The sequence below is a fragment of the Pseudomonas sp. BN505 genome (assembly GCF_029873175.1).
Classification (GTDB): domain Bacteria; phylum Pseudomonadota; class Gammaproteobacteria; order Pseudomonadales; family Pseudomonadaceae; genus Aquipseudomonas; species Aquipseudomonas putida.
In genome coordinates this window covers 58,897-84,905 of the sequence record NZ_SSOI01000067.1, presented here as the reverse complement: position 1 = coordinate 84,905, position 26,009 = coordinate 58,897, and the positions used below count along the sequence as shown (strand labels likewise).

The 26,009-nt window shown below is 62.2% G+C and carries 29 protein-coding genes; 17 read left to right on the top strand and 12 right to left on the bottom strand.

From position 1 onward, the window contains the following. Window positions 1-11: 11 nt before the first annotated feature. A complete protein-coding gene (gene choX, locus E8E78_RS22835; protein ID WP_016497378.1) occupies window positions 12-935 on the bottom strand; it encodes a choline ABC transporter substrate-binding protein in 924 nt (307 codons plus the stop codon). 14 nt (window positions 936-949) lie between these two features. Next, complete coding sequence (gene betC / locus E8E78_RS22830; RefSeq protein ID WP_236197755.1) at window positions 950-2,467, bottom strand: choline-sulfatase; 1,518 nt, start codon at window positions 2,465-2,467, stop codon at window positions 950-952. 108 nt (window positions 2,468-2,575) lie between these two features. Between betC and E8E78_RS22825 the strand changes: the two genes are divergently transcribed. Next, complete coding sequence (locus tag E8E78_RS22825) at window positions 2,576-3,475, top strand: LysR family transcriptional regulator (RefSeq protein WP_016497380.1); 900 nt, start codon at window positions 2,576-2,578, stop codon at window positions 3,473-3,475. A 71-nt stretch (window positions 3,476-3,546) separates the two neighbouring features. On the opposite strand, the gene E8E78_RS22820 is transcribed toward E8E78_RS22825, so the two are convergent. Continuing rightward, the gene (locus E8E78_RS22820) at window positions 3,547-4,101 is read right to left on the bottom strand and encodes an NAD(P)H-binding protein (protein WP_061202799.1); all 555 of its coding nucleotides are present in this window, start codon (window positions 4,099-4,101) and stop codon (window positions 3,547-3,549) included. A gap of 52 nt (window positions 4,102-4,153) precedes the next feature. On the opposite strand from E8E78_RS22820, the gene E8E78_RS22815 reads away from it, so the two are divergent. Then, a complete protein-coding gene (locus E8E78_RS22815) occupies window positions 4,154-4,486 on the top strand; it encodes a DOPA 4,5-dioxygenase family protein (RefSeq protein WP_016497382.1) in 333 nt (110 codons plus the stop codon). A 118-nt stretch (window positions 4,487-4,604) separates the two neighbouring features. Here E8E78_RS22815 and trpA read toward each other — a convergent pair whose 3' ends face one another. Both trpA and trpB read right to left on the bottom strand, forming a co-directional pair. Continuing rightward, window positions 4,605-5,414, bottom strand: a complete 810-nt coding sequence (gene trpA, locus E8E78_RS22810; RefSeq protein ID WP_114941835.1) for a tryptophan synthase subunit alpha — start codon at window positions 5,412-5,414, stop codon at window positions 4,605-4,607. Then, window positions 5,411-6,628 carry a tryptophan synthase subunit beta gene (gene trpB / locus E8E78_RS22805; RefSeq protein ID WP_016497384.1) on the bottom strand — a complete coding sequence of 406 codons (1,218 nt, stop codon included), beginning with the start codon at window positions 6,626-6,628 and terminating at the stop codon, window positions 5,411-5,413. The genes trpA and trpB overlap by 4 nt, the downstream gene beginning before the upstream one ends. 110 nt (window positions 6,629-6,738) lie before the next feature. Here trpB and E8E78_RS22800 point away from each other — a divergent pair, with 110 nt between their 5' ends. Further along, the gene (locus tag E8E78_RS22800; RefSeq protein WP_061202797.1) at window positions 6,739-7,635 is read left to right on the top strand and encodes a LysR family transcriptional regulator; all 897 of its coding nucleotides are present in this window, start codon (window positions 6,739-6,741) and stop codon (window positions 7,633-7,635) included. On the opposite strand, the gene E8E78_RS22795 is transcribed toward E8E78_RS22800, so the two are convergent. After that, window positions 7,632-7,955, bottom strand: a complete 324-nt coding sequence (locus E8E78_RS22795; RefSeq protein WP_016497386.1) for a DUF883 family protein — start codon at window positions 7,953-7,955, stop codon at window positions 7,632-7,634. The two genes, E8E78_RS22800 and E8E78_RS22795, sit on opposite strands and share 4 nt — an antisense overlap. Window positions 7,956-8,104: 149 nt before the next feature. On the opposite strand from E8E78_RS22795, the gene E8E78_RS22790 reads away from it, so the two are divergent. Beyond that, a complete protein-coding gene (locus tag E8E78_RS22790; RefSeq protein ID WP_016497387.1) occupies window positions 8,105-8,320 on the top strand; it encodes a dodecin in 216 nt (71 codons plus the stop codon). 101 nt (window positions 8,321-8,421) lie between these two features. Next, window positions 8,422-8,643, top strand: a complete 222-nt coding sequence (locus E8E78_RS22785; RefSeq protein WP_049276156.1) for a DUF1161 domain-containing protein — start codon at window positions 8,422-8,424, stop codon at window positions 8,641-8,643. A 98-nt stretch (window positions 8,644-8,741) separates the two neighbouring features. Here the strand turns inward: E8E78_RS22785 and E8E78_RS22780 are convergent, their stop codons facing one another. Then, the gene (locus tag E8E78_RS22780; RefSeq protein ID WP_061202796.1) at window positions 8,742-9,746 is read right to left on the bottom strand and encodes an LLM class flavin-dependent oxidoreductase; all 1,005 of its coding nucleotides are present in this window, start codon (window positions 9,744-9,746) and stop codon (window positions 8,742-8,744) included. A 154-nt stretch (window positions 9,747-9,900) separates the two neighbouring features. Here E8E78_RS22780 and E8E78_RS22775 point away from each other — a divergent pair, with 154 nt between their 5' ends. Further along, the gene (locus tag E8E78_RS22775) at window positions 9,901-10,326 is read left to right on the top strand and encodes an OsmC family protein (protein WP_019470354.1); all 426 of its coding nucleotides are present in this window, start codon (window positions 9,901-9,903) and stop codon (window positions 10,324-10,326) included. 73 nt (window positions 10,327-10,399) lie between these two features. Further along, window positions 10,400-10,633, top strand: coding sequence for a DUF1161 domain-containing protein (locus E8E78_RS22770; RefSeq protein WP_016497391.1), 234 nt, complete (start codon window positions 10,400-10,402; stop codon window positions 10,631-10,633). A 109-nt stretch (window positions 10,634-10,742) separates the two neighbouring features. On the opposite strand, the gene E8E78_RS22765 is transcribed toward E8E78_RS22770, so the two are convergent. Both E8E78_RS22765 and E8E78_RS22760 read right to left on the bottom strand, forming a co-directional pair. Then, on the bottom strand, window positions 10,743-11,156 hold the full coding sequence (locus E8E78_RS22765) for a hypothetical protein (protein ID WP_016484244.1): 414 nt from the start codon (window positions 11,154-11,156) through the stop codon (window positions 10,743-10,745). A 55-nt stretch (window positions 11,157-11,211) separates the two neighbouring features. Continuing rightward, window positions 11,212-11,625: a hypothetical protein gene (locus E8E78_RS22760; RefSeq protein ID WP_016497392.1), complete on the bottom strand. Its 414-nt coding sequence runs from the start codon at window positions 11,623-11,625 to the stop codon at window positions 11,212-11,214. An 85-nt stretch (window positions 11,626-11,710) separates the two neighbouring features. On the opposite strand from E8E78_RS22760, the gene E8E78_RS22755 reads away from it, so the two are divergent. Then, a complete protein-coding gene (locus E8E78_RS22755) occupies window positions 11,711-12,784 on the top strand; it encodes an aminopeptidase (protein WP_280312711.1) in 1,074 nt (357 codons plus the stop codon). A gap of 132 nt (window positions 12,785-12,916) precedes the next feature. Here the strand turns inward: E8E78_RS22755 and E8E78_RS22750 are convergent, their stop codons facing one another. Then, window positions 12,917-13,567, bottom strand: a complete 651-nt coding sequence (locus tag E8E78_RS22750) for an HAD family hydrolase (protein ID WP_049277621.1) — start codon at window positions 13,565-13,567, stop codon at window positions 12,917-12,919. A gap of 120 nt (window positions 13,568-13,687) precedes the next feature. Beyond that, window positions 13,688-14,236, bottom strand: a complete 549-nt coding sequence (locus E8E78_RS22745) for a gamma carbonic anhydrase family protein (RefSeq protein WP_016497395.1) — start codon at window positions 14,234-14,236, stop codon at window positions 13,688-13,690. Between the two features lie 102 nt (window positions 14,237-14,338). Between E8E78_RS22745 and prlC the strand changes: the two genes are divergently transcribed. The 5 genes from prlC (at window position 14,339) to E8E78_RS22720 (ending at window position 20,596) form a co-directional block, all read left to right on the top strand. Next, window positions 14,339-16,390 carry an oligopeptidase A gene (gene prlC / locus E8E78_RS22740; RefSeq protein ID WP_232861478.1) on the top strand — a complete coding sequence of 684 codons (2,052 nt, stop codon included), beginning with the start codon at window positions 14,339-14,341 and terminating at the stop codon, window positions 16,388-16,390. After that, entirely contained in the window at window positions 16,387-16,668 is a 282-nt protein-coding gene (locus E8E78_RS22735) for a YheV family putative zinc ribbon protein (protein ID WP_016497397.1), read from the top strand. The genes prlC and E8E78_RS22735 overlap by 4 nt, the downstream gene beginning before the upstream one ends. A gap of 80 nt (window positions 16,669-16,748) precedes the next feature. Continuing rightward, window positions 16,749-17,807: a PA0069 family radical SAM protein gene (locus E8E78_RS22730; protein ID WP_016497398.1), complete on the top strand. Its 1,059-nt coding sequence runs from the start codon at window positions 16,749-16,751 to the stop codon at window positions 17,805-17,807. A gap of 346 nt (window positions 17,808-18,153) precedes the next feature. After that, window positions 18,154-18,873, top strand: coding sequence for a carbonic anhydrase (locus tag E8E78_RS22725; RefSeq protein ID WP_016497399.1), 720 nt, complete (start codon window positions 18,154-18,156; stop codon window positions 18,871-18,873). Window positions 18,874-19,063: 190 nt separating this feature from the next. Then, the gene (locus E8E78_RS22720; RefSeq protein ID WP_084966191.1) at window positions 19,064-20,596 is read left to right on the top strand and encodes a SulP family inorganic anion transporter; all 1,533 of its coding nucleotides are present in this window, start codon (window positions 19,064-19,066) and stop codon (window positions 20,594-20,596) included. A 158-nt stretch (window positions 20,597-20,754) separates the two neighbouring features. Here the strand turns inward: E8E78_RS22720 and E8E78_RS22715 are convergent, their stop codons facing one another. Next, a complete protein-coding gene (locus E8E78_RS22715; protein ID WP_016497401.1) occupies window positions 20,755-21,396 on the bottom strand; it encodes a hypothetical protein in 642 nt (213 codons plus the stop codon). A gap of 368 nt (window positions 21,397-21,764) precedes the next feature. On the opposite strand from E8E78_RS22715, the gene coxB reads away from it, so the two are divergent. From coxB to E8E78_RS22695, 4 genes are read left to right on the top strand one after another with little or no spacing between them, the layout of a single operon-like run. Then, complete coding sequence (gene coxB, locus E8E78_RS22710) at window positions 21,765-22,892, top strand: cytochrome c oxidase subunit II (protein ID WP_016497402.1); 1,128 nt, start codon at window positions 21,765-21,767, stop codon at window positions 22,890-22,892. 43 nt (window positions 22,893-22,935) lie between these two features. Next, entirely contained in the window at window positions 22,936-24,525 is a 1,590-nt protein-coding gene (ctaD, locus tag E8E78_RS22705; RefSeq protein WP_016497403.1) for a cytochrome c oxidase subunit I, read from the top strand. Between the two features lie 10 nt (window positions 24,526-24,535). Then, window positions 24,536-25,102 (top strand): cytochrome c oxidase assembly protein, encoded by a 567-nt coding sequence (locus tag E8E78_RS22700; protein ID WP_016484257.1) that lies wholly within the window; start codon window positions 24,536-24,538, stop codon window positions 25,100-25,102. Between the two features lie 16 nt (window positions 25,103-25,118). Beyond that, window positions 25,119-26,006 (top strand): cytochrome c oxidase subunit 3, encoded by an 888-nt coding sequence (locus E8E78_RS22695; RefSeq protein ID WP_016497404.1) that lies wholly within the window; start codon window positions 25,119-25,121, stop codon window positions 26,004-26,006. Window positions 26,007-26,009: the final 3 nt, after the last annotated feature.

Sequence of the window (26,009 nt, the reverse complement as noted above, 5' to 3'; positions counted from 1 at the left end):
CGTGTCTGAAACTACAGTTTGGCTTTGACGGCCTCCAGGGCATTGCCATCGGCCTTGGTAGTCACCCCAGCCAACCACCCTTCCAGCACCTCTGGATACGTTTTCACCCAAGCCCTGGCAGCGTCATCGAAGCTGATCTTCTTATCCACAACCTCGGCCATGATGGCGTTTTCCATGTCCAGGGTAAATTTCAGGTTACCCAACAGCTTCGCCGCATTCGGGCAGGCTTGTGGATAACCCTTTCGGGTCAGCGTGTACACCTCGCCCTTGCTGCCGAACCACTTTTCCCCGCCAGTCAGGTAATGCATTTTCAGCTTCACGTTCATCGGGTGCGGGGTCCAGCCAAGGAAGGTGATGAACTGCTGTTTCTTCACCGCCCGGTCGACCTGGGCCAGCATCGCCTGCTCGCTGGACTCCACCAGTTTCCACTGGCCGAGGTTGAATTCATTCTTGTCGATGATTGCCTTCAGCGACAGGTTGGCCGGTGCACCGGAGCCGATACCGTACAGCTTCTTGTCGAACTGGTCGGCATGCTTCTGCAGGTCGGCAAAGTCCTTCACCCCGGCATTCCACACGTAGTCGGGCACCGCCAGGGTGAACTCGGTTCCTTCCAGGTTACGTGACAGTTGCTGCACATCGCCGTTGGCGATGAACTTGTCATGGAAGCCTTGCTGCGCCGGCATCCAGTTGCCCAGGAAGACATCGACGCGGCCGTCCTTCAAGCCGCCGTAGATGATCGGCACGGCCAGGCTGTCGATCTTCACCTTGTAGCCCAGGCTTTCCAGTAACAGACGGGCCACGGCGTTGGTCGAGGCGATATCGCTCCAGCCGGGGTCGGCCATTTTTACGGTACTGCATTGCGCGTCGCTGTCGGCGGCGTGGGCCGTGGCGGTGCCCAGGGCCAGGGCGAACACGGCGGCGGAGAACTTGTGCATGGCGGCCTCTCTTTTCAATCCAGGGGTGCGGGCTGTGGATAACGTGCCTTGCGCTCGAGGTCGTCGAGATCGATGTGGTTGCGCATGTACTGTTGGCTGGCGTCCACCAGCGGTTGGTGGTCCCAGCTTTTCAGCGTGCCGATGGCCAGCGCCTCCGCCACCAGGCGGCGGCGCCGCTGGCTGGCGAGTACCTGCTGGCGCAGGCTGGGGATATCCCAACGCTGTCGTGCTTCATCGGCAAATGCCTGCAGCAGCGCCTGGTGGTCCGGGCTGCCGGCGAGGTTCTCCCGCTCGTGCGGGTCGCGGCTCAGGTCATAGAGTAGCCATGGGTCGTCTTCGCTGTACACGAACTTGTAAGGCCCACGGCGGATCATCATCAGCGGGCCGACGGTGCCTTCGGCCATGTATTCGCCGATCACTTCATCGTGGCCGCCCTGCCCTTGCAGGTGGCCAAGCAGCGAGCGGCCGTCCAGATGCAGGTTGTTATCCACAGTGCCGCCAGCCAGTTCTACCAAGGTTGGCAGCAGGTCGCAGGTCGATACCGAGGCACTGACCCGAGCCGCCGCAAAGTGCTTGGGCGCATGGATCAGCAGCGGTACCCGCGCCGACATCTCGAACCAGTGCATCTTGTACCAGAGGCCACGCTCGCCAAGCATGTCGCCGTGGTCGCCGGAGAACACGATCAGGGTGTCGTCGGCCAGGTTGCACTCTTCCAGGGTTTGCAGCAGCTGGCCGATGTTGTCGTCGATGTAGCTGCAGGCGCCGAAGTAAGCGCGGCGGGCGTCGTGGATCTTGTCCACAGGCAGCGGCTTGTTCCACAGGTCGTAGACCTTGAGCAGGCGTTGCGAGTGGGGGTCGAGTTCTGCCTGGTTGAACTCGGCGCGGGGCATGGGGATATCCACACCTTCGTAGCGGTCCCAATAGCGCTTGGGGATGGTGTACGGGTCGTGCGGGTGAGTCATCGAAACGGTCAGGCAGAATGGCCGGCCATCGTTCTCGCGCACATGGTCGTACAGGTACTGGCGCGCCTTGAACACCACTTCCTCGTCGAAATCCAGCTGGTTGGTACGTATGCATGGGCCGGCCTGCAGTACCGAAGACATGTTGTGATACCAGCTCGGGCGCACATCCGGTTCGTCCCAGTTCACCGCCCAGCCGTAGTCGGCCGGGTAGATGTCGCTGGTCAGGCGCTCTTCATAGCCGTGCAGCTGGTCCGGGCCGCAGAAGTGCATCTTGCCGGACAGCGCGGTGCGGTAGCCCAGGCGGCGCAGGTAGTGGGCATAGGTCGGCACATCAGCGGGAAAATCGGCGGCATTGTCGTAAGCGCCGATGCGGCTGGGCAACTGGCCGCTGACCAGGGTGAAGCGTGACGGCGCGCACAGCGGGCTGTTGCAGTAGGCCGAGTCGAATACCACCGCCTGCTCGGCCAGGCGGCTCAGGTGCGGCATCTGGATGGGCGAATGGGCGTAGATCGGCAGCAAGGGTGCGGCCATCTGGTCGGCCATGATGAACAGGATATTCGGGCGCGTCATGGTGGCTTCCATCGTTGAGGGTTATGCGATTCACTTGCCTTCCAAGATGCGACTGCGGATAACATGGGTAAAGCCCATGGCGGGCAATGACTGGGATTAGCTGAGCTTATGTTTGAGCACCTTGCCGAGCTGTCGCTGGATACCTTGCGCGTGTTCGAAGCTGCGGCACGCCTGCGGGGGTTTACTGCGGCGGCGCTGGAGCTGGGCACGACACAGCCGGCAGTGAGCCAACAGGTGAAACGCCTGGAAGCCCAGCTGGGCACGCGCTTGTTTGACCGTATTTATCGCGGCATCGAGCTCACCGAGGCCGGCCAGCTGTTGTTTGAACAGGTACACCAGGGCCTGCAAGCCATGGATGACGGCATTTCCCAGGCCAGCGGGCGCGGTCAGCGCGAAGTGCTGCAGGTGGCCACCGACTTTGCCTTTGCGGCCTTCTGGCTGATGCCAAGGCTGCAACGCTTTCACGAGGCTTATCCACAGGTGGATGTGAGCCTGGTGACCGGTGAACGCAGCCAGGGGATGTTGCGCCCGGACATCGATGTGGCGGTGCTGTTTGGCGATGGGCGCTTTCACCAGGGTGAAAGCCGCTGGCTGTTCGATGAAGAAGTTTTCCCGGTGTGCAGCCCCCGCCTGACGGATGGCAAACCCTTGTCAGCCGTGGCTTTGCAACGTTTGCCTTTGCTGCATTTGAAGGGCGAGCAGGCCAGCCGCTGGTTTGACTGGGCGGGGGTTTTCCGCGGGTTTGGCGTGGCCAGCCCACCGCCTGCGGGGCAATTGCGGTTCGACAACTATACGTTGCTGATTCAGGCAGCGATTGCAGGGCAAGGGGTGGCAATTGGTTGGCGGCACCTGGTGGATGGGTTGGTGGAGCAAGGGTTGCTGTGCCGGCCGCTGGCGGGGAGTTTGCGCTCGCAGCGCGGGTATTACGCGGTGCTGCCGCCGCGCAAGCGGCGTGGGGCGCTGATTGAGCGGTTTGTGGGGTGGCTTGAGGATGAGCGCAGCCTTTGAGATTGTGGGGCCGCTTTGCGGCCCATCGCGGCACAAGGCCGCTCCTAGAGGGGACCGCATCAGCCGGCGACCTAGACCACGAAGTTCAGATGCTCGCCCCGGTGCAGGTCCAGTTCCAGCATATCCGCCATCCCCGCCGCCACACGTGCCCACCCCTCATCGGGCAAAGCCTGCGGCGTATTGATCAAGGTCCAGTGCAAAGCACTGCGCTGCAACCCATCAACCACATGGTCCACACATTCCCGCTCCACCTCGCTGTACTTGGCCGGCTCATCCAGCACAGCGAAATCGCCCACCAGCAACAGCCGGCGTATAGTCGTACGCTCAAGCCCCGCCACCAGCGCCTCGCTCAGCCGTGCTTGCCCCGGCAAGTAACCTGGCGCCAGCGCCGACAACAAGGCGATTATCGCCGAGCCGCCTGCCGCGCCCTGCTCTGCCTGGTCGGCATCGTCCAGCCCGCCTATCTTGAAGTGCAGGCCCGGGCGTGCGGTGTGGCGGTTCAGGTCATCGACCACGGCGGTGACTTCGTGCTGGCGCGACAGCAGCTCGGCCATCAGGGCATTGCCAAGGCTGCTTTCAGGCCCGAACAAGACCAGTTTGAACACTGGGGTTTCGGCGTTTTTCACTGCATCACTCCCTTTGCAGGTGGTGATGGTTGGACCGCAATCAGGAGTTATCGTGCAGAGGATCAAGGGTTACCACGCCCACGTTTATTACGACGCAGCGACCATGGAGCAGGCCCGTGAACTGTGCGAGGAGGCGGCGCGGCTGTTTCCCGTGACGATGGGGCGCATGCATCAGAAGCCGGTTGGGCCACACCCGGACTGGAGTTGCCAGCTGGCGTTCGGGCCTGAAGTGGTAGGGGTGGTTTTGCCTTGGTTGGCGCTTTACCGCAAGGGACTGGTGGTATTCATGCACCCGGAAACCGGGGATGAACTGGCGGACCACCGGGATCATGCGATCTGGATGGGGGCCGTGCGGCCATTGAAACTGTCGATTTTTGGTGGGTAATTCTATTGCCTGTGATGGCCTCTTCGCGGGCTTGCCCGCTCCCACAGGTCCTCCACAGTTCTCAGCATCTGTGTAGTCCCTGTGGGAGCGGGCAAGCCCGCGAAGCAGGCGACGCGGTTTAGCGGCGGGCGCCGCGCACGCCTTCAGCCAGTGCCGAGCACAGGCTCAATACATCACTCACCGCCTGGTCGGCACTTTTAGCCTGGGCGATCTTGTCGACCAGCGCCGAGCCCACCACCACACCATCCGCCAGGCGGGCAATGTTCGCAGCCTGCTCTGGGGTACGAATGCCAAAACCGACGCTGATAGGCAGGTCGGTATGCCGGCGCAGGCGGGCAATGGCTTCGGTCACGTGCTCGGTGGTCGCCGAGCCGGCACCGGTCACACCGGCCACCGACACGTAGTACACAAACCCGGAGCTGCGCTCCAGCACGCGCGGCAGGCGCGCATCGTCGGTGGTCGGGGTGGTCAGGCGGATGAAGTCGATGCCTGCAGCCTGGGCCGGGGTGGCCAGTTCGGCGTCATGCTCTGGCGGCAGGTCGACGATGATCAGGCCATCGACACCTGCTTCCTTGGCTTCAGCCACGAACGCGTCCACGCCAAAGCGGTGGATCGGGTTGTAGTAGCCCATCAGCACGATTGGCGTAGTGTGGTTATCCACACGGAATTCGCGAACCATCTGCAGGGTCCTGGCCAAGGTCTGGCCAGCTTCCAGGGCGCGCAGGGTGGCCAACTGAATGGCCACGCCATCGGCCATCGGGTCGGTGAACGGCATGCCCAGTTCGATCACGTCGGCACCGGCTGCCGGCAGCCCCTTGAGGATCTGCAGCGAGGCGTCGTAGCCCGGGTCGCCTGCGGTGACGAAGGTGACCAGTGCCGATCGGCCTTCGGCCTTCAGTTCGGCGAAGCGTTGTTCAAGACGGCTCATGCCTGTTTCTCCTGGGCGGCCATGTGGTTCATGACGGTTTGCATGTCTTTGTCGCCGCGGCCCGACAGGCACACGACCATCAGGTGGTCCTTGGGCAGCTTCGGTGCGCGCTTGATCGCTTCGGCCAGGGCGTGGGAGCTTTCCAGCGCCGGGATGATGCCTTCCAGACGGCAGCTGGCGTGGAACGCATCCAGCGCTTCGTCATCGGTAATGCTGACGTACTCGACGCGCTTCACTTCGTGCAGGTAGGCGTGCTCCGGGCCGATGCCCGGGTAGTCCAGGCCTGCGGAAATCGAGTGGGCGTCGGTGATCTGGCCGTCTGCATCTTGCAGCAGGTAGGTGCGGTTGCCGTGCAGTACGCCCGGTACCCCGCCGTTCAGGCTGGCAGCGTGCTTGTCGGTGTGCACGCCGTGGCCACCGGCTTCGACGCCGATGATCTGTACGCTTGGCTCTTCGAGAAACTCATGGAACAGGCCCATGGCGTTGGAACCACCACCGACGCAGGCAACCAGGCTGTCTGGCAGGCGGCCTTCCTTCTCTTGCAGCTGAGCGCGGGTTTCCTTGCCGATGATCGACTGGAAGTCGCGGACCATGGCCGGGTACGGGTGTGGGCCAGCGACAGTGCCGATCAGGTAGAAGGTGTCTTCGACGTTGGTGACCCAGTCGCGCAGGGCTTCGTTCATGGCGTCTTTCAGGGTGCCGGTACCGGCGGTAACCGGGACGATTTCGGCGCCCAGCAGCTTCATGCGGAACACGTTCGCCTGCTGGCGCTCGATGTCGGTGGCGCCCATGTAGATCACGCACGGCAGGCCGAAGCGGGCAGCGACGGTGGCGGTGGCCACGCCGTGCATGCCGGCGCCGGTTTCGGCGATCAGGCGCTTTTTGCCCATGCGCTTGGCCAGCAGCACCTGGCCGATGCAGTTGTTCACCTTGTGCGCGCCGGTGTGGTTGAGCTCTTCACGCTTGAAGAAGATCTTCGCACCGCCACAGTGCTCGGTCAGGCGCTCGGCGAAGTACAGCGGGTTGGGGCGGCCGATGTAGTCGCGCTGGAAGTAGGCCAGCTCTTCGAGGAACTTGGGGTCTGCCTTGGCCGCTTCGTATTCGCGGGCCAGGTCCAGCACCAGTGGCATAAGGGTTTCGGCCACGTAGCGGCCGCCGAACGAGCCGAACAGGCCATTGGCGTCGGGGCCGGGGCGGTATTGGGACTGGGTCATGGGGCGCTCCAGGGCGTAATGAATGAGTGATGGGCTTTACTCTAACCACGGCAAGCCCGGCTGAAAACCGATAAGATTGCGCAAACTTGTCAGAAAAACTCACAGGTAAAATGGCCCACGATCTCCCTCCCCTGAATGCCCTGCGCGCCTTCGAGGCCACCGCCAGGCTCAACAGCGTTAGCCAGGCGGCTGAAGCGCTGCATGTTACCCATGGCGCTGTCAGCCGGCAGATCAAGGTGCTTGAGGAGCACCTGGGGGTGGCGCTGTTCGTCAAGGACGGGCGTGGCATCAAACTCACAGATGCCGGTGTGCGTCTGCGCGAGGCCAGCGGTGAGGCCTTCGACCGGTTGCGCAGCGTGTGTACAGAACTCAGCCGCGATGTCAGCGAGGCGCCGTTTGTGCTGGGCTGCTCGGGGAGCCTGCTAGCGCGTTGGTTTATCCCCAGGCTTGGTCGCCTGAAGGCGGAATTGCCTGAGTTGCGCCTGCACTTGTCCGCAGGTGAAGGTGACCTCGACCCCCGTCGTCCAGGGCTCGATGCATTGCTGGTATACGCTGAACCCCCATGGCCGGCGGACATGCAGGTGCATGTGCTGGCTGAGGAGCGTATCGGGCCGGTGCTTAGCCCGCATTTTGCCGGCTTCGATCGCTTGCGAGATGCGCCCGCCAAAGCCCTGCTGGAGGAGGCCCTGTTGCATACCACCTCGCGGCCACAAGCATGGCCGACATGGGCTGGGCAACAGGGATTGGACCCGGCCGGGTTGCAGTACGGCCAGGCGTTCGAGCATTTGTACTATTTGCTGGAGGCTGCGGTTGCAGGCCTTGGGGTGGCCATCGCGCCACAGCCGCTGGTGGCTGATGACTTGAGGGCCGGGCGCCTCAGCGCGCCGTGGGGCTTTTCCCCTACCCGGGCAGCGCTGGCCTTGTGGGTGCCGCGGCGCGCCGCAGATGGGCGCGCCGAGCAGTTGGCGCAGTGGCTGCGCCGCGAATTGGAACGCCAGGCGGGTTAGTTGCGACGGGTCAGCAGATAGGCCGCCAGCAGGCCGAGGGCGCCAAGCGCCACGCCCGCTGTCGTAACCGGGTGCTCCTGTGCGTAATCACGGGTAGCAATACCGGTCTGGCGGGTGCGGGTCTTCACTTCCTCGTAAGCATCGCTGAGCAGGCTGCGCGAGTGTTTCAGCGCGCTTTCGGCGTTGCTGCGGATTGCCTTCACCGACTTCTGGGACTCTTCCGAGGCGTCATGCTTGAGGTTTTCCAGGCTTTTCAGAAGGCTTTCGATCTCCGCTTCCATGCTTTCCAGGGATGTTTTACGCAGCGAGTTGCGGTGCATGTTGACTCTCCTTTGCAGTATGGGCTGTAAGGTTGCGACCCTTGGCCCGCGCGAAAGTGCGATCGAACTTTCACCTTGGCGGACGGCTCGCAGGTAAACCAGGCCTACCCTGCTAGGCTGAATTTCACCGTTATCCAAGGAGCGTGAACATGACTGACCATCATACGTACAAGAAGATCGAACTGGTGGGATCCTCGCCAACCAGCATCGAAGACGCGATCAACAATGCCCTGGCAGAAGCCGGCAAGAGCATCAAGCACCTGGAATGGTTTGAAGTGGTCGATACCCGTGGGCATATTGAAGGCAACAAGGCCGCGCATTTTCAGGTCACGCTGAAGGTGGGCTTTCGTATCGCCAATAGCTGAAACACTGCCGGTCTGGATGATCCCGGCCTAATGGGGTATTCAGGAGAGGGGCGCCTTGGCGGGCGCCCTTTCTGATTTCATCTGCACAAGGAAAGCGATCGATGAACAAACTGATTCTGGCGCTGGGCCTGATGACATTGGCCGGTGGTGCGCTGGCGGCGGGCAAGCCGTGCGAAGAGCTGAAGGCAGAAATTGCCGCCAAGCTGGATGCCAAAGGGGTTACTGGCTACAAGCTGGAGGTCGTCAACAAGGGCGAGCCGGCCGGCAAGGTGATTGGTAGCTGCGAGGCGGGTACCAAAGAGATTGTGTACCGCCGCGGTTGATGCGTTTGCTTTTTCGCGGGCTCGCCCGCTCCCACAGGTAATACACAGGGTCAGGCACCCGTGCAGTCCTGTGGGAGGGGGCGAGCCCGCGAAGAAGGTCAGGCGGTCTTGAGGGCCTGCGCCAACAGCTCATAGGACCGGATCCGGTCCGCATGCTCATACAGGTCACAGGTAAAGATCAGCTCGTCCGCCCCGGTCTGCTCCAGCAGCACCTCCACCTTGGCCCTTACCTTCTGCGGGCTGCCGATCATCGCCAGGCCGAGGAAACTGCCTACCGTATCCCTCTCATGGGGCAACCACAGCCCATCCATGCTTTCTACGGGCGGCCTCTGCATCAGGCTCTGGCCGCGAATCAGCGCCAGGATGCGCTGGTACACCGAGGTTGCCAGGTATTCGGCCCTTTCGTCGGTTTCTGCCACCACCATGGGGATGCCCAGCATCACATACGGCTTGTCCAGTGTGGTCGAAGGCTTGAAATGATTGCGGTAAACGCGGATCGCCTCGTGCATGTAGCGCGGCGCAAAGTGTGAGGCAAAGGCATAGGGCATGCCGCGCATGCCCGCCAGCTGGGCGCTGAACAGGCTGGAACCGAGCAGCCACATCGGCACGTCAGTGTCGTGCCCCGGCACGGCGATCACTTTTTGATCATCGGTACGCGGGCCGAGGTAGCGCGACAGTTCCTCGACATCGTCCGGGAAGTCGTCCGGGCCGCCGGCACGGTCGCGGCGCAGGGCGTAGGCGGTCATCTGGTCCGAGCCCGGCGCACGGCCCAGGCCCAGGTCGATACGCCCCGGGTAGAGGCTGGCCAGGGTGCCGAACTGCTCGGCGATCACCAGCGGCGCGTGGTTGGGCAGCATCACCCCGCCAGAGCCTACGCGAATGGTCGAGGTGCCACCGGCCAGGTAGCCGATCAGCACCGACGTCGCCGAACTGGCGATGCCGTCCATGTTGTGGTGCTCCGCCACCCAGAAGCGGTTGTAGCCAAAACGCTCGACGTGTTGCGCCAGGTCCAGCGAGTTGCGCAGCGATTGCGCCGGGCCTGCATCGGCGCGCACGGGCACCAGGTCGAGGGTGGATATTTTCAGGTCACGCAGCTGCGTCATGGGAGCCTCCGCAAAGGTGGTTGGCCAGAGGCCTTTGTAACTCTGTATGGGCATATTCGGGGGATTCAATGTTTGCTGTGCGATTGGTCTGAACTTGCCGTAAGTGGCGGGCCTCTGAATCCATAACCACGTAACCGAATGACCAGGAGGCAGTATGAAAAAGACAGCATCGGCGATCTGGCAAGGTGGCTTGAAGGATGGCAAGGGCCTGCTTTCTACCGAAAGCGGCGCGCTCAAGCAGAACCCGTATGGCTTCAACACCCGTTTCGAGGGCACGCCTGGAACCAACCCGGAGGAGCTGATTGGCGCCGCGCATGCCGGCTGTTTCTCGATGGCGTTGTCGATGATGCTCGGTGAAGCAGGGCTGACTGCGGACCGGATCGACACCGCTGCCGAGGTGACGCTCGACAAGCTGCCGGATGGTTTTGCCATTACGGCCGTGCATCTTGTGCTCCGGGCCAAGGTACCGGGCGCGAGCGAGGCGCAGTTCCTGGAGATTGCCAACAAGGCCAAGGAAGGGTGCCCGGTGTCCAAGGTGCTGAACGCAAAAATCAGCCTGGATGCAGCGCTGGTGGGCTGAAGCGGCGCAACGGAGGCGGTTTGCTGTAGTCTAAACAGCGTCGGCAGCACGCTGCCTTTTCAGGAGCCGTTCCATGATTCGCGTAGCAATCGCCGTGTTGGCTTCTCTGGTCGCCACATCCACGTTGGCGGCGGTCAAGCCGTGCGAGGAACTGAAAGCCGAGATCGAGGCCAAGATCCAGGCTCAGGGTGTGCCGTCCTACACCCTGGAGATCGTGCCCAACAGTGAGGTCAAGGACCAGAATATGGTCGTCGGCACTTGCGATGGCGGGACGAAGAAGATCATTTACCAGAAGAATGATCGGTAGATTCGGGGCCGCTTTGCGGCCCATCGCAGCACAAGGGTGCTCCTACAAACGTACGCGATCCCTGTAGGAGCAGCCTTGTGCTGCGAATGGGCTGCAAAGCAGCCCCAGCTCACGGAATGCAGAACACGTTACTAGGCTCGTTCACCAGCACTTTGCGGCTGGCGTCGTACAGCAGCACCTGCGGCTCCATCACCGGCGCCCGCGCTTCCAGGCGATAGCGCTCGCCGGCCTTGAAGTCGTCAAAGCGCACGGTCAGGTAGCAGGTTCGGTCCCTGGGTTCGGACATGATGCCGCCCGAGTAGATTTCATAATCGAAGCGCACCACCAGTTCGTGCTTGCCGGGCGTTACCTGAAAGTAACGGCCGTCCTCCAGGCGCTTGCCATCGAGGCGGTCGGCCATGATCACGCGGCCGGGGGTCATGGTGTACAGATCAACCCAGGCCTGCTTGGGGTCGACGGGGGGCAAGGGGCTGGCGCAAGCCCCCAGTGCACTGAGGGCGATCAGCATCATGGGCTGGCGCATGGCAAAACTCCCACTTGCGATTTACAAGTAACAAGCATAGCGCCGTTTGTGCGGTTCAGGTGCGTTGGCAGCCTGCAGGCAAGCCTTGGCCGACCATTTTCTGCTGGTCGTCGTAGAGCTTGATCCAGGGGCGGAAGCCGATACTGCCAGCGTGCAGCTGATAGCGCTGCCCGGCGGCAAAGTCCTTGAAGCTCAGTTTGACCTGGCAGTCGCGCCACAAGGGCTCGTCGACCGGGCCGATATTGCTGGGTGTGACCGGGAACTGGTAGCGCACGGTCAGCTCGTGGCTGCCGGGCTGTACTTCGAAATAGCGGCTGTCGGCCCAGTCACGTTCATCGACCTGCACGGCGTCCAGCGAGGTGTTGTCGTAGGGGGTAAGGTCGATCCAGGCCTGATTCGGGTCCGGGGCCGGCAACGTGGAACAGGCGGATATCAGCAGCAGTGAACCGGCGACCAACAATGCACGCATGGCGAAACTCCCCCTTGGCGAGATAGTCTTGGAGCGAATTTGGCCTTGAGCGAGTCATACAGCCCGGATGCTTCGACTTTTTTTTATGCAGCGCTCAGGCCCTGGGGCACTCGACCGCGTTTTCACCCGTTTGGTTCCCCTGCTGGGGGCGCTCCTGCTGAACGGTTGCAGCAGCGTGGCCTACTATGGGCAGCTGGCCGAGGGCCAATTGCAGCTGCTGCGTGCGCGACAGCCAGTCGCGCAGGTGCTTGCCGACCCCACCACGTCACCGCAGTTACGCTCGCGCCTGGCGCACGCTGAACAGGCGCGGGTGTTCGCCAGCCAGCAGTTGAAACTGCCGGATAACCGCAGCTACCGGGTTTATGCCGACATTGGCCGGCCTTATGTGGTGTGGAATGTGTTTGCCACGCCCGAACTGTCGTTGCAGCCGGTGACGCACTGTTTCCCGATTGCGGGGTGCGTGGCCTATCGCGGCTACTACCAGCAAGGTGCGGCACGCGGGGCGGCGGCATTGATGCGCCAGGACGGCCTGGATGTGTATCTGGGGGGCGTGGAGGCGTATTCGACCCTTGGCTGGTTCGACGACCCGATCCTGTCGTCAATGGTCGGTTGGGGCGACGAGCGCCTGGCCACGCTCATCTTCCATGAACTGGCTCACCAGCGCTTCTATGTGCAGGACGATACCGAGTTCAACGAATCGTTTGCCTCCTTTGTCGAGCAGGAAGGCACCCGGCAATGGCGTGCAGCGCGTGGGCTTGCCGCTGTTGGCGAGGAGCAGGGGCAGCAGCGTGACCAGTTCATGAGGCTGGTGCTGGCCAGCCGTGAGCGGTTGCAGGCGATTTATGGCGGGCCGCTGGACGATGCGCACAAGCGGCTGGCCAAGCAGGCCGAGTTTGAGCGTTTGAGGCGTGAGTACCGGCAGGTGCGTGATGGCCAGTGGGGCGGTGACAAGCGTTATGACGCCTGGATTTATGGGCCGATGAGTAATGCCAAGTTGTTGCCGTTCGGGCTGTATGACCAGTGGGTGCCGGCGTTTGCGGCGGTGTTTCGTGAGGTGGGTGGGGATTGGCTTCGGTTTTATCAGCGGGTCGAGCAGCTGGGGCGGTTGCCGATTGAAGAAAGGAAAGCGGCGCTGCAGCGTCTGGTGGTTAGCCTGTGACATCTTGGGGCCGCTGCGCGACCCATCGTCGGCAAGCCAACTCCCACAGGGACCGCGCAAGGTTTGAATTTGATGCAGGACCTGTAGGCGCTGGCTTGCCGGCGATGGGCTGCAAAGCAGCCCCTAGGGCACTCAAGCCTTGATGAATGCCTGATGCATCTCGGCCAAGGTCGCAAAGTGGTAGGCCGGCTCTTCTGCCATCAGTTCTTCCTGGCTACCAAACCCATACCCCACCGCCACTGCCTGCAAGCCATTGCTGCGCGCGCCGATCAGGTCATGCTTGCGGTCCCCGATCATCAGGGTTTGCGCCGGGTCCAGCCCTTCTTCATCCAGCAGATGGCGAATCAGCTCGACCTTGTTGGTGCGGGTGCCGTCCAGTTCGCTGCCGTAGATCACCTTGAAGTGTTGGTCGAAGGCGAAGTGCCGGGCGATTTCGCGGGCAAATTCCCACGGTTTGGAAGTGGCGATGTACAGCGTGCGGCCCTGCCCGTTCAGGGCTTCGAGCAACTCCGGCACGCCCTGGAACACCAGGTTTTCGTACAGGCCGGTGACGCGGAAACGCTCCCGGTAGAAGTTCACCGCCTCCCAGGCCTTGGCTTCGTCGAAGCTGTAGAACTGCATGAAGGCCTGTAGCAAAGGCGGGCCGATGAAATGTTCGAGGCGGGCCAGGTCCGGCTCGTCGATGCCCAGTTTGGCCAAGGCATACTGGATCGAGCGGGTGATGCCCAGGCGGGGGTCGGTCAGGGTGCCGTCGAGGTCGAAGAGGATGTTTTGCTGATGCATTTGCGGGTTCCACTTTGAATGCTGCGTGGTCTTCTTCGCGGGTAAACCCGCTCCCACAGGGATATCACAGGGCCTGAGGCCGGCGCCGTACCTGTGGGAGCGGGTTTACCCGCGAAGCGGTCATTCCGGTTGGTCGTAGCCTTCGGCCAGGTGCTGGTCCTTGAGCTTTACGTAGTTGCCGGCGCTGTAGGAGAAGAACGCGCGCTCTTTGTCGTTCAGCAGCCGGGCCTGTTTCACCGGGCTGCCCATGTACAGGTAACCACTGACCAGGCGTTTGCCCGGCGGTACCAGGCTGCCGGCACCGATGATTACTTCGTCCTCGACGATGGCGCCATCCATGATGGTGCTGCCCATGCCGACCAGGATGCGGTTGCCCAGGGTGCAGCCATGCAGCATCACTTTGTGGCCGATGGTCACCTCGTCACCGATGATCAGCGGGAAACCGTCCGGGTTGAACGGGCCGGCGTGGGTGATGTGCAGCACGCTGGCGTCCTGCACGCTGGTGCGTGCGCCGATGCGGATGCGGTGCATGTCGCCGCGTACCACTGTCATCGGCCAGATCGAGCTGTCTTCACCGATCTCCACGTCGCCCAGCACCACTGCCGAGCGGTCGACGAAGGCACGTAGCCCAACTTTCGGAGTGTGTTGCTGGAAGCTTCGGATGGCCATGATAGCGTCTCTCATCTGTGCCGATAGGCAGGCTGCCTGCTGCGGTCGGCGTCGATTGTAATTAAGATGGGGCAGTGTTTCTTCTGCCAAGGTATCCAAACCGTGACTGCGAACAACCCGCTTCTGCAATCCCACGATCTGCCGCCCTTCTCGCAAATCCGTGCCGAACACGTGTTGCCGGCGATCGAAGCTATCCTGGCCGACAACCGTAAAGCCATTGCCGAGATCCTCGAAAAGCAGGGCAAGGCCCCTACCTGGGCTGGCCTGGTGCTGGCCATGGACGAACTGAACGACCGCCTGGGCGCTGCCTGGAGCCCGGTCAGCCACCTCAATGCGGTGTGCAACAGCGCCGAGCTGCGTGAAGCCTACGAGTCGTGCCTGCCTGCATTGAGCGCCTACTCGACCGAACTGGGTCAGAACCGCGCGCTTTTCGAAGCCTACCAGGCGCTGATCGATAGCCCCGAAGCCGCGGGCTTCGATGTGGCGCAAAAGACTATTCTCGAACACGCCCTGCGTGACTTCCGCCTGTCGGGTATCGACCTGCCGGCGGACAAGCAGCAGCGCTACGCCGAAGTGCAAAGCAAGCTCAGCGAGCTGGGCAGCCGCTTCTCCAACCAGCTGCTCGACGCCACCCAGGCCTGGACCAAGCACGTTACCGACGAAGCCGCACTGGCCGGCCTGACCGATTCGGCCAAGGCGCAGATGGCTGCCGCTGCCCAGGCCAAGGGCCTCGACGGCTGGCTGATCACCCTGGAATTCCCCAGCTACTACGCCGTGATGACCTACGCCAGCGACCGCGCCCTGCGCGAAGAGGTGTACGCCGCCTACTGCACCCGCGCCTCGGACCAGGGCCCGAATGCCGGCCAGTTCGACAACGGCCCGGTCATGCAGGAAATTCTCGACCTGCGCCAGGAACTGGCTGCGTTGCTGGGTTACAAGAACTACGCCGAGCTGAGCCTGGCCACCAAGATGGCCGAGTCCAGCGATCAGGTGTTGAGCTTCCTGCGGGACCTGGCCAAGCGTTCCAAGCCGTTTGCCGCCCAGGACCTGGAGCAGCTGAAGGCCTATGCCGCCGAACAGGGCTGCCCTGAACTGGCCAGCTGGGACGCCGGCTACTTTGGCGAGAAGCTGCGCGAGCAGCGCTACAGCGTGTCGCAGGAAGCCCTGCGCGCCTACTTCCCGATCGACAAGGTGCTGGGCGGCCTGTTCAGCATCGTGCAGCGCCTGTACGGCATCGAAATCGCCGAGCTCAAGGGCTTCGACAGCTGGCACCCGGATGTGCGCCTGTTCGAGATCAAGGAAAACGGCCAGCATGTCGGCCGCTTCTTCTTCGACCTTTACGCCCGCGCCAACAAGCGCGGCGGTGCGTGGATGGACGGCGCCCGCGACCGTCGTCGCACTGCCGGTGGCGAGCTGCAGAGCCCGGTGGCCAATCTGGTGTGCAACTTCACCCCGGCCGCACCCGGCAAGCCTGCACTGCTGACCCACGATGAAGTCACCACCCTGTTCCACGAATTCGGCCACGGCCTGCACCACCTGCTGACCCGCATCGAGCATGCCGGTGTTTCCGGTATCAACGGCGTGGCCTGGGACGCGGTCGAGTTGCCAAGCCAGTTCATGGAAAACTGGTGCTGGGAGCCGGAAGGCCTGGCGCTGATCTCCGGCCACTACGAAACCGGCGCGGCCCTGCCCCAGGACCTGCTGGACAAGATGCTGGCGGCGAAGAACTTCCAGTCGGGCATGATGATGGTGCGCCAGTTGGAGTTCTCGCTGTTCGACTTCGAGCTGCACGCCAGCCATGGCGACGGTCGCAGCGTACTGCAGGTGCTCGAAGGCGTGCGTGACGAGGTGTCGGTCATGCGCCCACCGGCGTACAACCGCTTCCCCAACAGCTTTGCGCACATTTTTGCGGGCGGTTATGCGGCGGGCTACTACAGCTACAAGTGGGCTGAAGTGCTGTCGGCTGACGCGTTCTCGCGCTTCGAGGAAGAAGGTGTGCTGAATGCCGAGACCGGGCGTGCCTTCCGCGAGGCTATCCTGGCCCGTGGCGGTTCGCGCGAGCCGATGGTGCTGTTTGTCGACTTCCGTGGCCGTGAGCCTTCCATCGATGCGCTGCTGCGCCATAGTGGTCTTACCGAAGGCGCTGCGGCGTGAGCGAGGTAGTTGTGAACAAGACCAAGAAACGCTTCATTGCCGGGGCGGTATGCCCCGCGTGCAGCGAGCCCGACAAGCTGATGATGTGGAGCGAAGATGACGTACCGCACCGCGAGTGCGTCGCCTGCGGGTTCACCGACACCCTCAACGAGCAGGGCTTGTCGGTGCCCAAGGAGCTCGGCACCCGGGTCAACCACCTGGCGCCCAAGGCGGCGCCGGCCAAGGTCCAGACGGTGCAGTTCTTCCCTAATCCGAAGCTGAAGAAACCGACAGAGTAAGCACTGGCTGTCGGATCAGAGGCGCTGGTGGATTCATGGTAGCTGCGATACTGTATGTAAATACAGTATAGGGGTTAGCCATGAATCCTCCAGCACCACTAAAGGGCCGTGGCACGGCGCACAATCCGCACAACCGTTTTGCCCCCAACCATTCGGTGGTCGAGGACGACGGCTGGTATCAGGAAGTGCCGCAGACCCAGGGCACCGAAGTGCGCAGCGAGACGGCGAAGTCGGTCATCTCCCGCAATACCTCGCCCGACCTGCCCTTCGACCGCTCCATCAACCCCTATCGCGGCTGCGAGCATGGCTGCATCTACTGCTATGCCCGCCCTTCCCATGCCTATTGGGACCTCTCCCCCGGCCTGGATTTTGAAACCAAGCTGATCGCCAAGACCAATGCCGCCGAAGTGCTTGCGCAACAGCTGAGCAAGCCGGGTTACGTGTGCGCGCCGATCAACCTGGGCTCCAATACCGACCCGTACCAGCCGATCGAGCGGGAGCAGTTGCTGACCCGGCGGCTGCTGGAAGTGTTGCTGCGTTTTCGTCACCCGGTGACCATCGTGACCAAAGGTTCGCTGGTGTTGCGCGACCTCGACCTGCTGGCCGAAATGGCCCGGCAACGTTTGGCGCGGGTAATGATCAGCCTGACCACGCTGGACGACGACCTCAAGCGGGTTCTGGAACCGCGGGCGGCGTCACCCAGTGCCCGGTTGAGGGCCATCCGCGTGTTGCGCGAGGCGGGTGTGCCGGTGGGTGTGTTGTGTTCGCCGATGATTCCGATGATCAACGACAGTGAGCTGGAGCGTTTGCTGGAGGCTGCCAGGGAGGCGGGCGCACAGAGCGCGGCCTACATGATGCTGCGCCTGCCACTGGAGGTGGCGCCGCTGTTCGAGCAGTGGCTGCAGGACCATTACCCGCAACGGGCGGCCCATGTGTTGAGCCTGATCCGCCAGAGCCGGGGCGGCGAGCTGTATGACAGCCGGTTTGGTGCGCGCATGCGCGGTGAAGGGGTATTTGCCGAGCTGTTGGCACAACGGTTTGCCAAAGCCATGAAGCGGCTGGATTTTGAAGGGCGCGAGGCGCAGACGCTGGACTGCTCTGCCTTCTGCCCGCCCAATGGGCAGATGGCCCTGTTTTGATTTTGAAAAGATCACGGTTTTTGTGGGAGCGGGCAGCTTGCAGGTCTCAGGTCCCCAAATGGGGCCCATTGCCAGCCCTCAATACAACTAATCCGAGTTAATAATTGCGCTAATACATATTGGCAGTTGATGTTTTTTTGCTATTATCCAGAACCCGCCTTTTATATCTGGAACGCCCGTTCTAGAGCCTTCGAATTAAGTTTCAGTTAAGTTTTCCCCGCTAGCGTAGGAAATCAGTCCACACCGACTGTGATCTATGGCCCGTGCGTGTCATCTAAAACCCTGCATAGCCAGAATCTTTCACCGGTAAAATGGATTTACCAACACACCGTCAAGAGGATGAATCATGCCCGTCAAGGACCCATCCAAGGTCGTTCCGGAGGTACCCGCTGAGGGCGCCGATGCCGCCCTGAAGCACATCGTCGACGGCTTCCTGCGCTTTCACCATGACGTCTTCCCCGAACAGCAAGAGCTGTTCAAGAAGCTCGCCACTGCGCAAACGCCGCGTGCCATGTTCATCACCTGCGCCGACTCGCGCATCGTCCCCGAGCTGATCACCCAGAGCTCGCCCGGCGACCTGTTCGTAACCCGTAACGTGGGTAACGTGGTACCGCCCTACGGTCAGATGAACGGCGGCGTTTCCAGCGCCATCGAATACGCCGTGCTTGCGCTGAAAGTGCACCACATCATCGTCTGTGGACATTCCGACTGTGGCGCCATGCGTGCAGTACTCAACCCGCAATCGCTGACCAAGATGCCGACTGTTTCCGCCTGGCTGCGCCATGCCGAAGTGGCGCGTACCGTGGTCGAGAACAACTGCTCGTGCGGTACCGAACACGAAACCATGCAGGTGCTGACCAAGGAAAACGTGATCGCCCAGTTGCATCACCTGCGCACCCACCCTTCGGTTGCCTCGCGCCTTGCAGCCGGTGAGCTGTTCATTCATGGCTGGGTTTACGACATCGAAACCAGCAAGATCGAAGCTTATGACGCCATCAGCGACAGCTTCCTGCCCCTGGCTGCTGGCGAGCCGGTCCCCTGCGCTACTCCGAGAGGCCGCTACTAAGCGACCCATCCACCGCTAGAACCTTGATAGCCGGCTGCACCCTATGGGGTGTGGCGCGGCCTTCGGCTGCCTTGAATTCCCTGACTGCCTTGCCGGCAAGCCCGCTGGCGGCCCGCGCTTGCGCGCTCGTCAGGGGCAAACGTGCCCACGGCCAGAGGAATGGCCGTGCGACAGAGAAAGGAGAAACACGGTGAACATTACACAGTTGAAAGCGGCCCTGCCGCGTGAGTTGCTGGCGTCGGTGGTGGTCTTTCTGGTGGCCCTGCCGTTGTGCATGGGTATCGCGATAGCCTCGGGCATGCCGCCGGCCAAGGGCCTGATTACCGGCATTATCGGCGGCATTGTGGTGGGTTTCCTCGCCGGTTCGCCGTTGCAGGTCAGCGGCCCAGCCGCCGGCCTGGCGGTACTGGTGTTCGAGCTGGTGCGCCAGCATGGCATGGCCATGCTTGGGCCGATCCTGTTGCTGGCCGGGCTGCTGCAGTTGCTGGCCGGGCGCCTGCGCCTGGGTTGCTGGTTTCGTGTCACTGCGCCAGCGGTGGTGTACGGCATGTTGGCGGGGATTGGCGTGCTGATCGTGTTGTCGCAGGTGCATGTGATGTTCGACACGGCGCCGCAGCCTTCCGGGTTGCAGAACCTGCTGGAATTCCCGTCCACCGTTGCCGCAGCCCTGCCACAGGAAAACGCAGGCTCCGGCTGGATGGCCGGTGCGCTGGGCCTGGGCACCATCGCCATCATGTGGGGCTGGGAACGCCTGCGACCGCAGCGGCTGCGCTTCGTCCCTGGCGCCCTGCTGGGTGTTGCCGCCATGACTGCCATCAGTATGTGGCTGGCCTTGCCGGTAAACCGCGTGCAGGTGCCGGCAGACCTGTCCGAGGCCATCGACTGGCTCCGCCCGGCAGACCTGATGCATTTGGCCGACCCTACCCTGCTGGTCGCTGCCTTTGCCCTGGCCTTCATCGCCAGCGCCGAAACCTTGCTCTCGGCCGCCGCGGTAGACCGAATGCACAGCGGCCAGCGTTCGGACTTTGACCGTGAACTGTCGGCTCAAGGTATCGGCAACATGCTCTGTGGCGTGCTGGGCGCGCTGCCGATGACGGGTGTGATCGTGCGCAGCTCGGCCAATGTGCAGGCGGGGGCGCAGACGCGGGCATCGGCAATCTTCCACGGCCTGTGGCTGTTGGCCTTCGTGGTGGTGTTGAGCAGCGTGCTGCAGCAGATTCCGGTGGCGAGCCTGGCGGGTGTGCTGGTGTTTACCGGGGTCAAGCTGGTCGACTTCAAGGCATTTCGTGGCCTGGGCCGTTATGGTCGCATGCCGATGTTCACCTATGCGGCGACGGCGCTGGCCATCATCTTCACCGACCTGCTGACCGGTGTGCTGCTGGGCTTTGCCCTGACCCTGCTGAAGCTGGCGTTCAAGGCAGCGCGGCTGAAGATCAACCTGGTGAGCCTCGCCAAGGATGGTCACATGGAACTGCGCCTCAGTGGCGCGGCCACGTTCCTGAAGGTGCCGGCGCTGACCCAGGTGCTGGATACCGTACCCGCGGGCACCACGTTGCATGTGCCGTTGGGCAACCTGAGCTACATCGACCACTCGTGCCTTGAGCTGCTGGAGGACTGGAACCGCAGTAATGCGGCCAATGGGTCGCGGTTGTTGATCGAGCAGCGGCGCCTGAAGCGGCGGATCGAGGGACGGTTGCGGACTACGGCGGGGGTTGGTACCTGATATCGGTCCTGAACAGGGTGATTTTTGTAGGAGCGGCCTTGTGCCGCGAAAGGGCCGCGCAGCGGCCCCAAGGTTTCACAGTTGAGATTGCTGGGGCTGCTTTGCAGCCCTTTCGCGGCACAATGCCGCTCCTACAGGGATCTCACAGGGCTCTGGATTCAGGCTGGCTGACCTAGCTCCACACCCAGCTGTCGCGACAGGCAAGGCCAGCGCTTCCACGCCTCGCCGGTTGCCGGGCTGCTCAGCTTTTCGCGGTAAGCCTCCACCGATTCCACCGCAAAGCTTTCATCATTGAGCATTTCGTCAACCGAGTGGTGCACCACTTCATCTAGCTGGTTGGCAAAGCTCTCGCCAATCAGCTGGTGGGCAATCAGGTTGGCGACCGTGGTGTCGACCGGGATCAGCGGCTGCTGGAAGTGGCGGATGTACAGGTCATTCACCTCTTCCACCAGGCGGTGCGCCAGGTAGGCCTCATCCAGTAGGCAGTCCAGGCCTACATGCCCTTGCATCACGCTGGGCGGCTGCAGGAAGTAGGCCTCGGCAATTTTCAGTACAGGTTTGATCTGCGATTCGATCCCGGCTTCGCGGGCGACCGCGTGGGCGGCCTCCAGCAGTTCCGGAACCTGATCGATGTAGGCGCTGACGAAGCGCGCCAAAGTACCCTGGGCGTCCTGCTCAGGCAGTTGGATCGAGGGGTGCAGATGGGGCAGTTGCAGCTCGAGACGCTGTTTCAATTGGCCGGTCTGGCCTTCATGTTGATGGGCTTGGCTTACCTGCTCGCGTACAGCAGCGATGTTCATGACAACTCCAGGGACATTACGTTTCAAACGGAAGACACTAAATTAGCTCGGTATACAGAATACCTAAGACGCATTTGTTATAAGCGGCGCAAACGTGTGCGCTCTCAGGTATATGGGAGTGCCATTATTGCGCCACACCCTATCAAGCGCGCGGTTTTCAGACCATTCAGTCATTTCGTGAAGTTCATTTCACAGGCTTCATTGCGTGCCATTGGTCGCTGTCTATACTCCCGTTGAACGTGATTCGTTGATGAGGCCCGACTGCTTTTGCAGGGGCTCGGTCGTCGAAGCCAGGCAGTCTTGACCGCCGTTCCCTCTTGCCGCAGGCCACGCCTCCGGGACAACAAGAATTAGAAGGGGAACCCGCAATGATGCGACATCCACATGTCTGGATGGGCCTCCTGTTGTGGTCGGTTTTTGGTCAGGCCAACGCCGCCTGGACCGTGAACATGCACCCGGGGGCGACGGAGGTTTCCAACGCCGTCTTCGACCTGCATATGACCATCTTCTGGATCTGCGTGATCATCGGCGTAGTTGTATTCGGCGCGATGTTCTGGTCCATGGTCGTCCACCGCCGCTCCACTGGCCAGCAGGCCGCGCATTTCCACGAGCATACCTGGGTGGAAATCATGTGGACCGTGGTGCCCTTCCTGATTCTGGTGGTGATGGCCATCCCGGCCACCAAGACCCTGATCGACATCTACGACGCCAGCGAGTCGGACATCGACATCCAGGTCACTGGCTACCAGTGGAAGTGGCACTACAAATACCTGGGCCAGGATGTGGAGTTCTTCAGCAACCTGGCCACCCCCACCGATCAGATTCACAACAAGGCCCCCAAGGACGAGCATTACCTGCTCGAAGTCGACCAGCCGCTGGTGCTGCCGGTGGGCGCCAAGGTGCGCTTCCTGGTGACTGCCGCCGACGTCATCCACTCCTGGTGGGTGCCGGCCTTCGCGGTCAAGCGCGACGCCATCCCCGGCTTTGTCAACGAAGCCTGGACCCGTATCGAAAAGCCCGGCATCTACCGCGGCCAGTGCACCGAGCTGTGCGGCAAGGACCACGGCTTCATGCCGGTAGTGGTGGAGGTCAAGTCCAAGGCCGACTACGACACCTGGCTGGGCGAGCGCAAGGCTGAAGCCGCCAAGCTCAAGGAACTGACCAGCAAGGAGTGGACCCTGGAAGAGCTGGTGGAACGTGGCGACAAGGTCTACCACACCACCTGCGTGGCCTGTCACCAGGCCGAAGGCCAGGGCCTGCCGCCGATGTTCCCGGCGCTCAAGGGCTCGAAGATCGCCACCGGGCCGAAGGAAGGCCACCTGAGCATTGTCTTCCACGGCAAGCCCGGTACCGCCATGGCGGCGTTCGGCAAGCAGCTCTCGGAAGTCGACATTGCCGCCGTTGTCACCTACGAACGCAACGCCTGGGGCAACAACAAGGGCGACATGGTCACGCCGAAGGACGTGCTGGCGCTGAAGCAGGCAGAAGCCAAGTGAACCGGGTTACTCGCGGCAATCAATGGGTTGCAGGAGACAGGACATGAGCACAGTGATCGACGACCACGCCCACGGCCATGAGCACGCCCACGGCCCGGCCAAGGGCTTGATGCGCTGGGTACTGACCACCAACCATAAAGACATCGGCACGATGTACCTGTGGTTCAGCTTCATCATGTTCCTGCTTGGCGGCTCGTTCGCCATGGTGATCCGCGCCGAGCTGTTCCAGCCTGGCCTGCAGATCGTGGAGCCAGCCTTCTTCAACCAGATGACCACCATGCACGGCCTGATCATGGTGTTTGGCGCGGTGATGCCGGCCTTCGTCGGCCTGGCCAACTGGATGATCCCGTTGATGATCGGCGCGCCTGACATGGCCCTGCCGCGCATGAACAACTTCAGCTTCTGGCTGCTGCCGGCAGCCTTCCTGCTGTTGGTCTCGACCCTGTTCAGCCCGGGTGGCGGGCCGAACTTCGGCTGGACCTTCTACGCCCCGCTGTCGACTACCTACGCCCCCGCCAGCGTCACCTTCTTCATCTTCGCCATCCACCTGATGGGTATCAGCTCGATCATGGGCGCGATCAACGTGATTGCCACCATCCTCAACCTGCGTGCGCCTGGCATGACCCTGATGAAGATGCCGCTGTTTGTCTGGACCTGGCTGATCACGGCCTTTCTGCTGATTGCGGTGATGCCGGTGCTGGCCGGTGTGGTGACCATGATGCTGATGGACATTCACTTCGGCACCAGTTTCTTCAGCGCGGCCGGGGGCGGTGACCCGGTGCTGTTCCAGCACGTGTTCTGGTTCTTCGGCCACCCCGAGGTGTACATCATGATCCTGCCGGCCTTTGGTGCGGTCAGCTCGATCATTCCGGCGTTCTCGCGCAAGCCGCTGTTCGGCTACACCTCGATGGTGTACGCCACCGGCGCAATTGCATTCCTGTCGTTCATCGTCTGGGCCCACCACATGTTCGTGGTCGGCATCCCGGTAGTCGGTGAGCTGTTCTTCATGTACGCCACCATGCTGATTGCCGTGCCCACCGGCGTGAAGGTGTTCAATTGGGTCAGCACCATGTGGGAAGGCTCACTCACCTTCGAAACGCCGATGTTGTTCGCCATCGCCTTCGTCATCCTGTTTACCATCGGCGGCTTCTCCGGGCTGATGCTGGCCATCGCCCCGGCGGACTTCCAGTATCACGACACCTACTTCGTGGTGGCGCACTTCCACTACGTGCTGGTGCCCGGGGCAATCTTCGGCATCTTCGCCTCGGCGTACTACTGGCTGCCGAAATGGACCGGCCACATGTACGACGAAACCCTTGGCAAGCTGCATTTCTGGCTGTCGTTCATCGGCATGAACATGGCCTTCTTCCCCATGCACTTCGTAGGGCTGGCCGGCATGCCGCGGCGCATCCCGGACTACAACCTGCAGTTCGCCGACTTCAACATGGTGTCGTCCATCGGCGCGTTCATGTTCGGCGCCACGCAGATCTTCTTCCTGTTCATCGTCATCAAGTGCATCCGCGGCGGGGCGCCGGCACCGGCCAAGCCCTGGGATGGCGCCGAGGGCCTGGAGTGGTCGATCCCCTCACCTGCGCCCTACCACACCTTCCAGACACCCCCGGAAGTGAAATAGGAAACCCGCCATGAACGGCCTGTCGCTGAAACGCCTGGTAACGCGCCTGCTGATGCTGACGGTGGTGATGTTCGCCTTCGGCTTCGCCCTGGTGCCGATCTACGACGTGATGTGCAAGGCCTTCGGCATCAACGGCAAGACCGGAGGGCAATACGAGGGCAGCCAGGTCAGTGACCCGTCGCGTTCGGTGCGGGTGCAGTTCATGTCGACCAATGCCAGCGACATGGTCTGGGACTTCTACTCCACGGCTGACCAACTGGAGGTCAACCCGGGGGCGGTGAACCAGATGATCTTCGTCGCGCACAACCCGACCGACCGACCCATGAGCGCGCAGGCGATACCCAGCATCACCCCGGCCGAGGCCGCAGCGTACTTCCACAAGACCGAGTGCTTCTGCTTTACCCAGCAGGTGCTGCAGCCCGGCGAACGCATCGAGATGCCCGTGCGCTTCATCGTCGACCGCGACCTGCCGGCCAGCGTGAAGCACCTGACACTGGCCTACACCTTGTTCGACATCACCGCTCGCCACCCGCCGGTCGCGCATGTCGCGGCCCAGGACGTCCAGGGCGCCCGTTAAGGGAAGGAGAACAGCAATGGCAAGTCATCAGCACTACTACGTACCGGCGCAGAGCAAGTGGCCGATCATTGCCACCATCGGCATGTTCATCACGGTGTTCGGCCTGGGCACCTGGTTCAACGACATGAAGGCCGGCCACCCGGAATCGCACGGGCCGCTGATCTTCTTCGTGGGTGCGTTGTTTCTGGCCTACATGCTGTTCGGCTGGTTTGGCGCAGTGGTCAAGGAGAGCCGGGCCGGGTTGTACAGCCCGCAACTGGACCGCTCGTTCCGCTGGGGCATGAGCTGGTTCATCTTTTCTGAAGTCATGTTCTTCCTGGCCTTCTTCGGTGCGCTGTTCTACGTGCGCGTCCTGGCAGGGCCGTGGCTGGGTGGCGACGGGGCCAAGGGTGTTGCACACATGCTGTGGCCCACGTTCGAATTCACCTGGCCGCTGCTGCACACGCCCGACCCGAAGCTGTTCCCGCCGCCCAAGGAAGTGATCGACCCGTGGCACCTGCCGCTGATCAACACCATCTTGCTGGTCAGTTCCAGTGTGACCATCACCATTGCCCACCACGCCCTGCGCCGTGATCACCGCGGGCCGCTGAAATTCTGGATGGCCCTGACCATCCTGCTGGGGCTCAGCTTCATTGCATTGCAAGCCTTCGAGTATCACGAAGCCTATACCAAGCTGGGGCTGACGTTGGGGTCGGGGATCTATGGCGCGACGTTCTTCATGCTCACCGGGTTCCACGGTGCCCACGTGACCTTGGGCACGATCATCCTGATCGTGATGTTCGTGCGCATCTTGCGCGGGCATTTCAACCCCGAGAAACACTTCGGGTTCGAGGCAGCCAGCTGGTATTGGCACTTCGTCGACGTGGTGTGGGTGGGGTTGTTCATCTTTGTGTATGTGCTGTAGGGC